Raw genomic sequence first — 12,008 nt, 5'->3', positions numbered from 1 at the left:
TCGCATTTTCATCGAAATCCGCAGGCCTGCCGCACAACGTTGGAAAGCAACAGCCCGGTAAACTGGGCCGGTCGGCTCGCGGGTGGTAAAATCCTGCGTTCGGGCGCTTCGACTTTTGATTCCATTAACGTCAAAAGCCGGCCAAACTTCAGTCAACGTATCTCTTCCGTCTTTCATCCGTTTCCATCATGTCCCTCTCCGCTCTCTCGGCCCTGTCCCCGCTGGACGGCCGCTACGCCGCCAAAACCGACAAACTGCGTCCCATCCTGTCCGAAGCCGGCTTCATGCACCATCGCGTGAAGGTTGAGATTGCCTGGCTGCAAGCCCTGTCGGAAGCCGGCTTCGCCGAGATCAAGCCATTCTCCGCGGCCGGCAAGAGCCTGCTGGACAAGCTCGCCGCCGACTTCACCGAAGCCGACGCCGCCCGCATCAAGGAAATCGAAGCGGTCACCAACCACGACGTCAAGGCCGTGGAATACTGGCTGAAGGAAAAAGTGAAGGACGTGCCGGAGCTGGTAGCCGCCTCCGAATTCATCCACTTCGCCTGCACCTCGGAAGACATCAACAACACCTCGCACGGCATGATGCTCAAGGCTGCGCGCGACACGGTGATGCTGCCTTCGCTGCAAGGCGTGATCGCCAAGCTGACCGAGCTGGCGCATGAGCACGCGGCCGTGCCGATGCTCTCGCGCACCCATGGCCAGCCGGCCAGCCCGACCACCCTGGGCAAGGAAATCGCCAACGTGGTGGCGCGCCTGCAGCGCGCCGCCAAACGCATCGCCGCCGTCGAGATCCTGGGCAAGATGAACGGCGCGGTGGGCAACTACAACGCCCACCTGTCGGCCTACCCCGACACCGACTGGGCCGCGTTCTCCAAGGACGTGATCGAGCAGCGCCTGGGCCTGGCCTTCAATCCCTACACCATCCAGATCGAGCCGCACGACTACATGGCCGAGCTGTTCGACGCCGTGGCGCGCGCCAACACCATCCTGCTGGACCTGAACCGCGACATCTGGGGCTACATCTCGCTGGGCTACTTCAAGCAGCGCACCAAGGCCGGCGAAATCGGTTCCTCGACCATGCCGCACAAGGTCAACCCGATCGACTTCGAGAACTCCGAAGGCAACCTGGGCATGGCCAACGCGGTATTGAAGCACCTCTCCGAAAAGCTGCCGGTCTCGCGCTGGCAGCGCGACCTGACCGACTCCACCGTCCTGCGCAACATCGGGGTCGGCTTCGGCTACGCGCTGCTGGCGTATGACAGCTGCCTGCGCGGCCTGAACAAGCTGGAAGTCAACCCGCAACGCCTGGCCGACGACCTGGACGCCACTTGGGAAGTGCTGGCCGAGCCGGTGCAGACCGTCATGCGCCGCTACGGCATCGAAAATCCGTACGAGCAATTGAAGGAACTGACCCGCGGCAAGGGCATCTCGAAGGACGCCCTGCGCGACTTCATCAACGGCCTTGCGATTCCGCAGGAAGCCAAGGATCACCTGCTGGCCATGACACCGGCCAACTACATCGGCAGCGCCGTCGCGCTGGCCAAGCAGATCTGATCAGCAAGCCCGTCCTGCCGGCCTACCGGCAGGATTTGCCCAGAGATGGCGCGCATGCCCTGCGCGCCATTTTTATTTCCCAGCTCCAACGCCTGCCTCGGCGCCTGCCTGCATTACTCGCAAAAGCGGACGGCTGAAATTCCATTTGCGCAAGTAATGGCTTGCCGCAAAGCTCTTTATACTCACAAGCTGCCAAAAGAATGGCATGATGCAACGCACCCAATGCGTCCGCCGTCGCTGCATTGCTCGCATCGATGGCACGTCCTCACCGGCGAAACCATATTGGGCATTGCCGTTCCGACCGCAACAACAAGACTACGCTCGCTATGGACCGCTACACCAAACCCGCCGTGCTGCTGCATTGGCTGATCGCCCTGCTGATCATCTCCGCCTTCGGGCTCGGCCTGACCATGGTCAACATCCCCGGCCTGACGCCGACCAAGCTCAAGTACTTTTCCTGGCACAAGTGGATCGGCGTGACCGTGCTGGCACTGGCTTGCGTGCGCCTGCTGTGGCGCCTGACGCATAAAGCGCCCGCCTATCCGATCCACATGCCGCAATGGCAGCAGGCGGCTGCGCATTGGCTGCACCTGGGCCTGTATGCGCTGATGTTCGCCATCCCGGTGTCGGGCTACTTCTACAGCCTGTCGGCCGGCGTGCCGGTGGTGTACCTCGGCGTGGTGCCGCTGCCGGTGCTGATGGCGCCCAACCCCGAGTTGAAGCCTCTGCTCAAGGAAGCCCACTATCTGCTCAACATGACGCTGCTGGCCGCCTTCGCCATGCACGTTCTGGCCGCACTGAAGCACCAGTTCATCGACCGCGACAATATTTTCCGGCGCATGCTGCCGTAAGCGGCGCCGGTCCGGATACGCCGCACGCCAGCCGCCGCGGCGCGTTTCACTCGCATCACCAGCAAGATTTCCCCACGCCGCACCGTTTTTCCAGCTAGTTTTTACCGGGATCCGATATGACACTGAGAAGCATCTTCAAACCCACCCTGGCCGCCATCGGCGCCGCCGCCATCGCGGCCTCGGCGCACGCCGCGCCGCTCAAGGTCGATGCCGCCAAGAGCAGCGTCGTCGCCACCTTCAAGCAACTCAACGTGCCGGTCGACGCCAAGTTCAAGAAGTTCACCGCCGCCATCGATTTCGATACGGCCAAGCCGGAACAGGGCAAGGCCAGCCTCGATATCGACATTTCCAGCTTCGACCTGGGCGAAGCCGAGTACAACAAGGAAGTGCAGAAGAAGGAATGGTTCAACGCCGCGCAATTCCCCAAGGCGACCTTCGTAGCCAGCTCGATCAAGGCTGCCGGCGCCGGCAAGTTCGACGTCGCCGGCAAGCTGACCATCAAGGGCAAGAGCACCGATGTCAGCTTCCCGCTCGCGGTGAAGAAGGATGGCGCCGCCCAGGTATTCGACGGTAGCCTGCCCATCAAGCGCCTGACCTACAACGTCGGCGAAGGCGAATGGAAAGACACCGGCATGGTGGCCGATGAAGTCACCATCAAGTTCCACATCGTCGCGCAATAACAGCAATCCCCCCGGCCGCGCCTGGCGCGGCACCCCATCACCTCAAGGAACCGATACATGAAACTGAACCAGATCCTCGTCGCTGTGCTCGCCGTCGGCGCCGCCGCTTCCGCATTCGCCGCCGACACCTACACGATCGACCCGAACCACACCTACCCCAGCTTCGAAGCCGACCACATGGGCGGCGTGTCGGTCTGGCGCGGCAAGTTCACCAAGACCAGCGGCACCGTGACGCTGGATCGCGCCGCCAAGACCGGCAGCGTCGACATCACCGTCGACGCCTCGACCATCGACTTCGGCCACGCCAAGATGAACGAGCATGCCAAGGGCCCGGAGATGTTCGACGTCGCCAAGTTCCCGACCGCGGTCTACAAGGGCACCGCCGTGAAGTTCGACGGCGACAAGCCGGTATCGGTCGAAGGCACCCTGACCCTGCATGGCGTGACCAAGCCGGTGACGCTGGCCATCGACAAGTTCAAGTGCATCCAGCACCCGATGCTCAAGCGTGAAGTCTGCGGCGCCGACGCCACCGCCACCTTCGACCGCGCCGACTTCGGCGTGGACTACGGCGCCAAGTACGGCTTCTCGACCGTGACCAAGCTGGCCATCCAGGTCGAAGCGATCAAGAGCAACTGATCGCTCCCGCAGCACGCAAAAAGCCGATGCCCAGCATCGGCTTTTTTTATGCCCGGCGCATGGAGTATTCTTGCATTGGATCATTGAGCGCAACGGCTGCAAGCCGCACAATGGCTCGCATTCGCCGTTTTGCCCTTCTGCAAAACTTTTTAAAACGCGCTAACCTAGCGCTGTTCCATGAGGACCAAGTAGCATGTCGATAGCAGACCTACGTAAAGACTACAGCCGCGCCAGTTTGTCCGAACTCGAAACCGCCGCCGATCCGATTGATCAATTTGCAATCTGGTTCGACGAAGCGGCCAAAGCACAGATACCCGAGCACAACGCGATGAGCGTTGCCACCGTCGGGCCCGATGGAAGACCGTCTTCGCGCATCGTCCTGATCAAGCAATTCGATCGGGATGGCTTTACCTGGTTTACCAACTACGACAGCCGCAAGGGAAGGGATGTCGAGTCGAATCCGTATGTCGCCCTGTTGTTCCATTGGGTAGAACTTGAACGCCAGGTTCGCATCGAAGGAAGGATCACGCGCGTCGCCGCGGAAGAAAGCGATGCCTATTTCTTCAGCCGACCGCTGGGCAGCCAGCTGGGAGCCATTGCTTCCAACCAGAGCCAGGCAGTCGCCGATCGCGAAACACTGGAACAACAATTCGAAACGACGAAACGGCAATTCGGCGAACATCCGGTGCGCCCTGCCCACTGGGGCGGCTACCGGGTCATTCCTGACCGCATCGAATTCTGGCAAGGCCGGCCATCGCGCATGCACGACCGCGTGCTCTACACACGCACCGACGGCGAACAATGGCAACGGCGGCGCCTGCAGCCCTGACGCCCACCACGACGACAGGACTGTTAAGCATTCAACGTCACAACGCGGAGGACAATCGTGTTTTGGGAAAAGAAGCTTGACGCCTGGGTAGAGAACATTCGCAACGTATCGGCGCTGCCGCTGCGGCTGGTGCTGTGGAACGGACAGCAATACGACTTCAGCACGGGTACGCCTGAAGTCACGCTGAAGGTACCGCAGGCATCGGCCATCACCTCGCTGCTCAACCCCTCCCTCGCCAATCTCGGCGAGGCCTACGTCGAGGGCAAGATCGAGGTGGAGGGCGCGGTGAAGAACATCATCAAGGTCGCCAACGACCTTGCCTCCAGCACGCTGAAGGCGGAAGGAAAACTGGGCCGCATGGTGCGCAGCGTGACCCACAGCAAGAAGAAGGACGCCGAGGCGATCCAGTACCACTACGACGTCTCCAACGACTTCTACCAGCTGTTCCTGGACGAGAACATGGTCTACTCCTGCGCCTACTTCGAGAACGGCGACGAGGACCTCGCCACGGCGCAGATCAAGAAGATCGACCACATCCTCAACAAGATCCAGCTCCAGCCCGGCCAGACCCTGCTCGACATCGGTTGCGGCTGGGGGGCGCTGGTGCTGCGCGCGGCGCAGAAGTACGGCGCCAGGTGCGTCGGCGTCACGCTGTCGAAGAACCAGTACGCGCTGGCCCGCGAGCGCGTGGAGCGCGCCGGCCTCTCCGACCGCATCGAGATCCGCCTGCAGGACTACCGCGACGTGACCGGCAGCTTCGATCGCATCACCAGCGTGGGCATGTTCGAGCACGTCGGCATCAAGAACCTGCCGGCCTACTTCCGCCAGATCAACCGGCTGCTGGCCGACGGCGGCATGGTGATGAACCATGGCATCACCAGCACCGACATCGACAACGGCGAGTCGCCCTATGGCGCCGGCGAGTTCATCGACAAGTACGTGTTCCCGGCCGGCGAGTTGCCGCACATCAGCGCGGTGCTCAAGACCATGCAGGAGGGCGGCCTGGAAGCCTTCGACGTCGAGAACCTGCGGCGCCACTATGCCAAGACCTGCGCCATGTGGGCCGACAATTTCGAAACCAACACCGACGCCATCCGCAAGGTGACCGACGAGAAGCATTACCGCATCTGGCGCGTCTACCTGGCCGGCAGCTCGTACGGCTTCGAGCGCGATTGGATTTCCCTGTACCAGGTGGTGTGCACCAAGGCCGACACCAGCGCGCAGACGCTGCCCTGGTCGCGCAATTACGTCTACGGCAAGTAAGCCTGCGACAACGGGCAAGAAAAAACGGGCGCCGGCCTGGCCGGATGCCCGTTTTTTTTTTGCGCCGCGATGGCGGCAGCTATTCCGGCTTGCTCTTCTGCGCGAAGACCTCACGGAATTTCGCCAGCTTGGGCGCCACCACAAACGCGCAATATCCCTGGAAGGGATGCTGCTGGAAATAGTTCTGGTGATAGTCCTCAGCCTTGAAGTAAGGCTGCGGCGCGCTCAGCTCGGTGACGATGGGAGCGTCCCAGACCAGCGCCATCTCGGCGACGATGTGCCTGGCGATATCGTGCTGCTGCTCGTCCTGGTAGTAGATGACCGAGCGGTATTGCGTGCCGACATCGTTGCCCTGGCGGTTCAGCGTGGTCGGATCGTGGATGGTGAAGAAGATCTCCAGGATCTCGCGATAGCTGATCTGCAGCGGGTCGAAGCGCAACTTGATCACCTCGGCATGCCCGGTCTGGCCGCCGCACACTTGCTCGTAGCTGGGATGATCGACGGCGCCGCCGGTATAACCGGATTCGACGGCCTCAACACCCTTGACCTGCTGGTAGACGGCCTCCAGGCACCAGAAACAGCCACCACCCAGGACTGCGATTTCGCTAGCCATGTCGACTCCCTTTCTTGATTGCATTGATTGAAACTCTAACGCAAAACCGCAGCGGCCGCGCAAACCATGTTGGCGCACGCCAATGCGCTATTGCAACCCGGGCGCGACGCGCCGGGCCTTGATCCGCTATGATGTAGGCTTGCGGCCAGCGCCAAGCCGGCGCCGCCACCCAGAATCAAGCCCATATTTCAGATGCACACACGCTTTCCGCGCGCCGACACGCGCGAATTCGACGCCGCCCATTTCCGTCAGGCACTGTCCCAGTTCGCCACCGGCGTCACCGTGATCACCACGCGCCTGGCCGACGGCACCCTGCTCGGGCTGACCGCCAGCTCCTTCAACTCGGTCTCGCTGGATCCGCCGCTGGTGCTGTGGAGCCTGGGCACCAAGGCCAACAGCCTGCCGGTATTCTCGGGCAACTCGCACTACGTCATCAACATCCTCGGCGCCGACCAGGGGCATGTCGCCCAGCAGTTCGCCAGCCGCAAGGAAGACCGCTTCGAAGGCATCCCCTACTCGCTCTCGCGCACCGGCCAGCCTGTGCTCGACGGCGTGTCCGCCTGGTTCGAGTGCCATAACCGCAGCCAGTATCCGGAGGGCGATCACGTCATTTTCGTAGGTGAGGTCGAGCACTGCGAAATCAATCCGCAGGCCGCGCTGGTGTTTCACAACGGGCGCTTCGTCAAGACCGGAGAGATCTGAGCCTCCGCCCGCGAATGGCAGGAAATAAAAAAAGCGCCCGAAGGCGCTTTTTTTATTGGCGACGCGTTCAGCTCAGAACTTGTAACCGACCGACAGGAAGCTCACGATCGGGTCCAGGGTGATGCTGGTCTTGTAGCGCTGGGTGCCGAATGCGGCAGCCGGACCGGCGGGAGTCGCCGTGATGTCGGCATCGGTCTTCAGCGGGATGTAGGACACGGACAGGCTCAGCGACCAGCGGTCGTCGAAGTTGTAGGTCGCGCCCAGGTTCAGCACCGGCGCCAGCGAGGAGCTCAGCGATGCCGTGGCGGAGCCGCCCAAGGCACCCGAATTGAGCGCGGCGCGGTTCTGGAAGGAACTGGACAGCTTCACGTCCGAGTACCAGACGTAGGTCACGCCGGCGCCGACGAACGGACGGAACTTGCTGCTGGCGTCGCCGAAATAATACTTGGCCACGATCGCCGGGCTCCACTGCTTGGCCTTGCCAAGCTCGCCCAGGCCGGCCAGATCACCCTGGCCCGTCAGCTTGAAGGTCGGCGGGATGCCCAGGTCGGCGGTCAGCGCGAAGTTATCGGTGAAGAAATGGGTGAATGCGATGCCCAGCGTGTCGGCATCGCCGACGCTGGAATGGCTATTCGGATAGTAGCCGGCGGGAAGGCCGCCGTTGGTCAGCTTGGTCAGGCCGGCGCTCGAATCCTGCGGGCTCAGGTGGAACCAGCCGACGTTGACAATATTGCTGCCAGCCTGCTGCGCCATTGCCGGAGCGGCGCAGGCGGCCATGACGGACAGTGCGGCGATTTTGGGCAAAAGGGAAAATTGTTTCTGCATTTTTTGTCTCCAAGAGTTACGGGCTGTGCCCGGATTTTTATTCCCGTCGGCTGGCGTCGACGGGCTGTTTCCCAACGGCTGATTTACCGTTTTTCATTTTTTAGCGTAACTCGGGGTAATTGCTGCGCCCCTCGTACTTACAGTCCTCAGACAAAAAGAACGCGCGTGCTATTCTTCGGAGATACTATGCCAGCTTTGTTTCAATTTGTATAGAAGATGTAAGGCGATGTCTTGTTTTGACAACCGGCAACTGACCTGGCGGTCAGTACCGGTGCGCTTCGCAGCGCGGCAGGAGATGCCGCGAGCGCGCTCAGGCGCCCGTCAGGCGCTGCAGGATGCCTTGCGAATCGAAGGCGGCCCGGCGCAGGCGATCGTTGACGCCCTGCCACCGGGCGTCCACCGGCAAGGCCTCGACGACGATGATGTCGGCGCCGGTGTGGTCCATGTCGCGCAGCGCGGCGTACAGGTCGTGCGCATAGGCATGCGCGTCCTGCGGCATGGCTTGCGCGAAGGCGGTCCGATGGCCGTCCCGGGTGCGGAAGATCAGCGCAACCTTCTGGCCGGCCGCGTCCAGCTTGTCCAGCACTGCAGCCAGCGCTTGCGGCTCCACCTGCACCACCGGCGTATTGGGCGCGTAGTGCGCATCCAGCGTGCCGGAGGCGCGCGGTGCGGCGGCGTCGGGCATGGCGGGCGCCACGCCGAGCACGGCGGCGATCTGGTCCGCGCCGATGCGCCCCGGGCGCAGCAGCACCGGTCCGTGGGTCTCGATGCGCGAGAGGTCGACGATGGTCGACTCGATGCCGACCTCGCTCTGTCCGCCATCCAATATGTAATCCACCAGGCTGTCCCGGTCATCGCCGAACTCTTCTCGCACGTGCGCGGCGGTGGTGGGACTCACATGGCCGAACTTGTTGGCGGACGGCCCGGCGATGCCGCCCTTGCCGCCGCGGAATTCACGCAGCAATGCCTGCGCCACCGGATGCGAGGGGCAGCGCAGCCCGACCGAGTCCTGGCCGCCGGCCACCGCGTCGGGAATGTGCGGCGCGCGTTTCAGGATCAGGGTCAGCGGCCCAGGCCAGAACGAGGCGATCAGGCGGCGCGCTTCCACCGGCACCGATGCGGCCCAGTAACCGATATCGGCCTCGGGCGAGACGTGCACGATCACCGGGTGGTTGGCGGGACGCCCCTTGGCGGCGTAGATGGCGGCGATCGCCGCGGGATTCTCCGCATCGCCGCCCAGGCCGTAGACGGTCTCGGTCGGGAACGCCACCAGGCCGCCCTGCTCCAGCTTGCGCGCGGCCAGCATGACGGCCGCGGCATCGATGGGATGGTCGGTGGGGGTGCGCTTGTCGTCGCTCATCGCCGTTTCCTGCATGTCAGATGATTCGGATCAGGCGGCAATGCCGAGGATGGCGCAGGCGGCGGCCAGCTGCCGCTGCGCCTCGTCGATGGTGGCGGCGGTGAAGGTCACGTGGCCCATCTTGCGGCCGCGGCGCGCCTCCGCCTTGCCGTACAGGTGCAGGTGCGCGCCGGGCAACGCCAGCACTTTTTCCCACGCCGGTTCGCGCAGCGCCTCGCCGTCGTACCAGATGTCGCCCAGGATATTGAGCATCACCGCCGGCGAATGCTGGCGCGCGTCGCCCAGCGGCAGGCGGGCCATGGCGCGCGCCTGCTGCTCGAACTGGCTGGCGACGCAGGCGTCGATGGTGTAGTGACCGCTGTTGTGCGGGCGCGGCGCCATCTCGTTGACCACCAGCGAGCCGTCCTGCAGCACGAAGAATTCGATGCACAGCACACCCACGTACTGCATCGCGCCGATGATCTGCAGCGCCGCCTGCTGCGCGCGCTCGGCGGCTTCAGGCTTGATGTTGGGGCCGGGCACGGTGGTGGTGAACAGCACGCCGTCGCGATGCACGTTCTCGGCGATCGGGTAGACCACGGCCTGGCCGTCGTCGCCGCGCGCCACCAGCACCGAGACCTCGTAGGCCAGCGGCAGCATCTTCTCCAGCACGCAGGTCACGCCCTGCATGCCGGCGAACGCGGCGCGCACTTCGTCCTGGGTGCGCACGCGCACCTGGCCCTTGCCGTCGTAGCCCATGCGGGCGGTCTTGAGGATGCCGGGCAGCAGATCGTCGCCGATGTCGGCGATGTCGGCTGCGGTATGGATCACGCGGTACGGCGCCGGCAGCACGCCGGAATGCGTCCCGCATTCGGTGAAGAAGGCCTTCTCGGCGGTGCGGTCCTGGGCGATCGAGACGCCCGATGCGGCCGGCGCGACGAAGGTCTGCCCGGCCAGCGCGGCCAGGCTCTGCGCCGACACGTTCTCGAACTCAGTGGTCACGGCGGCGCACAGCGCGCCCAGCTCGGCCAGGGCGCGGGCGTCGTCATAGGGCGCGGCCAGCAGGCGGTCGGCCACTTGCCCTGCCGGGCAGTCGGCGTCGGCTTCCAGCACGGCGACCTTGAAGCCCATGCTCTGCGCGGCGTGGGCGAACATGCGGCCGAGCTGGCCGCCGCCCATCACGCCCAACCAGGTGGCGGGCGTGGTAGAAGGAATGGCGAAAGGCTGTTTCTTCACGGACTGCTGGGTCATACAGGCAACTTCATATCGAGGGCGACTTGCGTCTGGGTCTTGCGGAAGGCTTCCAGCTTGGCGGCCAATGCGTCGTCGGTGGTGGCCAGGATGGCGATGGCCGACAGCGCGGCGTTGGCGGCGCCGGCCTCGCCGATGGCGTAGGTCGCAACAGGAATACCCTTGGGCATCTGCACGATGGACAGCAGCGAGTCTTCGCCGCGCAGGTACTTGGACGGCACCGGCACGCCCAGCACCGGCACGATGGTCTTGGCCGCCACCATGCCCGGCAGGTGGGCGGCGCCGCCGGCGCCGGCGATGATGGCGCGCAGGCCGCGCTCGCGCGCCGTCTCGGCGTAGGCGAACATCTGGTCAGGCATGCGGTGCGCGGAAATCACCTGGGCCTCGAAGGGCACGCCGAAATCCTTGAGGATGGTCACGGCGTTCTGCATCACGTCCCAGTCCGACGAGGACCCCATGATGACGCCGACCAGCGGCTTGATCGCGTTGCTCATGACTCAGTCCTTCAGCTTGTTGCCGGTCAGGCGCTCCAGCGCTTCGCGGTACTTGGCGCCGGTCTTCTCGATCACGTCGGCCGGCAGCGGCGGCGCCGGCGGGGTCTTCTGCCAACCATCCACGGTTTCCAGGTAGTCGCGCACGAACTGCTTGTCGAAGGACGGCGGCGAGATGCCGACCTGGTAGCTGTCGGCCGGCCAGAAGCGCGAAGAGTCGGCGGTCAGCACTTCGTCCATCAGGTGCAGCACGCCCTTGTCGTCCAGGCCGAACTCGAACTTGGTGTCGGCGATGATGATGCCGCGGGTGGCGGCGTAGTCCGCGGCGGCGGTGTAGAGCGCGATGGCGGTGTCGCGGATCTTGTTGGCCAGCTCGGCGCCGATGCGCTCCACGGTTTCTTCGAAGCTGATGTTCTCGTCGTGCTCGCCCAGGTCGGCCTTGGCGGCCGGGGTGAAGATCGGTTGCTCCAGCTTGGAAGCCTGCTGCAGTCCGGCCGGCAGGGTGATGCCGCAGATCGCGCCGGTGGCCTGGTAGTCCTTCCAGCCCGAGCCGATGATGTAGCCGCGCACCACGGCCTCGACCAGGATGGGCTTCAAGCGCTTGGCCACCACGGCGCGTCCGCGCACCTGTTCCACCTCGGCCGGCGTCACCACCGACTCCGGATCCACGCCGGTCAGGTGGTTGGGCACGATATGGCCCAGCTTCTCGAACCAGAAATCGCTCATCTGGTTCAGCACCTTGCCCTTGCCGGGGATCGGTTCGTTCATGACGACGTCGAAGGCCGACAGGCGGTCGGTGGTCACGATCAGCAACTTGTCGTCGCCGACGGCGTAGTTTTCACGGACCTTGCCCGTGCCCAGGAGCGGCAGGGAGGTGATCGAGGATTTGTACAGACTGCTCATGGTGGTCTTCCGTAAAGTCAAAAAACCGGGACCGCTGCAAACGGATCCCGGTCGGTTGGTGCGTGGTGC

Annotated in this window: 13 protein-coding genes; 7 read left to right on the top strand and 6 right to left on the bottom strand. The window is 63.9% G+C overall.

What is annotated here, in order from left to right; all coding sequences use genetic code 11:
• The first annotated feature begins 188 nt into the window (after nucleotides 1-188).
• The 6 genes from purB to Herbaro_RS03470 all read left to right on the top strand — a co-directional run bounded on the left by purB (nucleotide 189) and on the right by Herbaro_RS03470 (nucleotide 5,815).
• Nucleotides 189-1,556, top strand: a complete 1,368-nt coding sequence (gene purB, locus Herbaro_RS03495; RefSeq protein WP_275012458.1) for an adenylosuccinate lyase — start codon at nucleotides 189-191, stop codon at nucleotides 1,554-1,556.
• 326 nt (nucleotides 1,557-1,882) lie between these two features.
• Nucleotides 1,883-2,407: a cytochrome b gene (locus Herbaro_RS03490; protein ID WP_275012457.1), complete on the top strand. Its 525-nt coding sequence runs from the start codon at nucleotides 1,883-1,885 to the stop codon at nucleotides 2,405-2,407.
• Nucleotides 2,408-2,523: 116 nt separating this feature from the next.
• Nucleotides 2,524-3,087 carry a YceI family protein gene (locus tag Herbaro_RS03485; protein ID WP_275012456.1) on the top strand — a complete coding sequence of 188 codons (564 nt, stop codon included), beginning with the start codon at nucleotides 2,524-2,526 and terminating at the stop codon, nucleotides 3,085-3,087.
• A 57-nt stretch (nucleotides 3,088-3,144) separates the two neighbouring features.
• Nucleotides 3,145-3,723 carry a YceI family protein gene (locus tag Herbaro_RS03480; protein ID WP_275012455.1) on the top strand — a complete coding sequence of 193 codons (579 nt, stop codon included), beginning with the start codon at nucleotides 3,145-3,147 and terminating at the stop codon, nucleotides 3,721-3,723.
• Nucleotides 3,724-3,916: 193 nt separating this feature from the next.
• Complete coding sequence (pdxH, locus tag Herbaro_RS03475; protein WP_275012454.1) at nucleotides 3,917-4,552, top strand: pyridoxamine 5'-phosphate oxidase; 636 nt, start codon at nucleotides 3,917-3,919, stop codon at nucleotides 4,550-4,552.
• 57 nt (nucleotides 4,553-4,609) lie between these two features.
• A complete protein-coding gene (locus tag Herbaro_RS03470) occupies nucleotides 4,610-5,815 on the top strand; it encodes a class I SAM-dependent methyltransferase (protein WP_275012453.1) in 1,206 nt (401 codons plus the stop codon).
• A gap of 79 nt (nucleotides 5,816-5,894) precedes the next feature.
• Here the strand turns inward: Herbaro_RS03470 and msrA are convergent, their stop codons facing one another.
• The gene (gene msrA, locus Herbaro_RS03465) at nucleotides 5,895-6,428 is read right to left on the bottom strand and encodes a peptide-methionine (S)-S-oxide reductase MsrA (protein WP_275012452.1); all 534 of its coding nucleotides are present in this window, start codon (nucleotides 6,426-6,428) and stop codon (nucleotides 5,895-5,897) included.
• 192 nt (nucleotides 6,429-6,620) lie between these two features.
• Between msrA and Herbaro_RS03460 the strand changes: the two genes are divergently transcribed.
• Nucleotides 6,621-7,130 carry a flavin reductase family protein gene (locus tag Herbaro_RS03460; protein WP_275012451.1) on the top strand — a complete coding sequence of 170 codons (510 nt, stop codon included), beginning with the start codon at nucleotides 6,621-6,623 and terminating at the stop codon, nucleotides 7,128-7,130.
• A 72-nt stretch (nucleotides 7,131-7,202) separates the two neighbouring features.
• Here Herbaro_RS03460 and Herbaro_RS03455 read toward each other — a convergent pair whose 3' ends face one another.
• The 5 genes from Herbaro_RS03455 to Herbaro_RS03435 form a co-directional block, all read right to left on the bottom strand.
• Entirely contained in the window at nucleotides 7,203-7,955 is a 753-nt protein-coding gene (locus Herbaro_RS03455; protein WP_275012450.1) for an OmpW/AlkL family protein, read from the bottom strand.
• 310 nt (nucleotides 7,956-8,265) lie between these two features.
• Nucleotides 8,266-9,315: an L-threonylcarbamoyladenylate synthase gene (locus Herbaro_RS03450; RefSeq protein WP_275012449.1), complete on the bottom strand. Its 1,050-nt coding sequence runs from the start codon at nucleotides 9,313-9,315 to the stop codon at nucleotides 8,266-8,268.
• Nucleotides 9,316-9,345: 30 nt separating this feature from the next.
• Nucleotides 9,346-10,545 (bottom strand): 5-(carboxyamino)imidazole ribonucleotide synthase, encoded by a 1,200-nt coding sequence (locus tag Herbaro_RS03445; protein ID WP_275012448.1) that lies wholly within the window; start codon nucleotides 10,543-10,545, stop codon nucleotides 9,346-9,348.
• Complete coding sequence (gene purE, locus Herbaro_RS03440) at nucleotides 10,542-11,039, bottom strand: 5-(carboxyamino)imidazole ribonucleotide mutase (RefSeq protein WP_050468178.1); 498 nt, start codon at nucleotides 11,037-11,039, stop codon at nucleotides 10,542-10,544. The genes Herbaro_RS03445 and purE overlap by 4 nt, the downstream gene beginning before the upstream one ends.
• 3 nt (nucleotides 11,040-11,042) lie before the next feature.
• On the bottom strand, nucleotides 11,043-11,939 hold the full coding sequence (locus Herbaro_RS03435; RefSeq protein WP_275012447.1) for a phosphoribosylaminoimidazolesuccinocarboxamide synthase: 897 nt from the start codon (nucleotides 11,937-11,939) through the stop codon (nucleotides 11,043-11,045).
• Between the last annotated feature and the right edge of the window lie 69 nt (nucleotides 11,940-12,008).

The sequence above is a fragment of the Herbaspirillum sp. WKF16 genome (genome assembly GCF_028993615.1).
Classification (GTDB): domain Bacteria; phylum Pseudomonadota; class Gammaproteobacteria; order Burkholderiales; family Burkholderiaceae_D; genus Herbaspirillum.
Note: the sequence above shows the minus strand (reverse complement) of the source record. Positions and strands in the feature narration are given on the sequence as shown.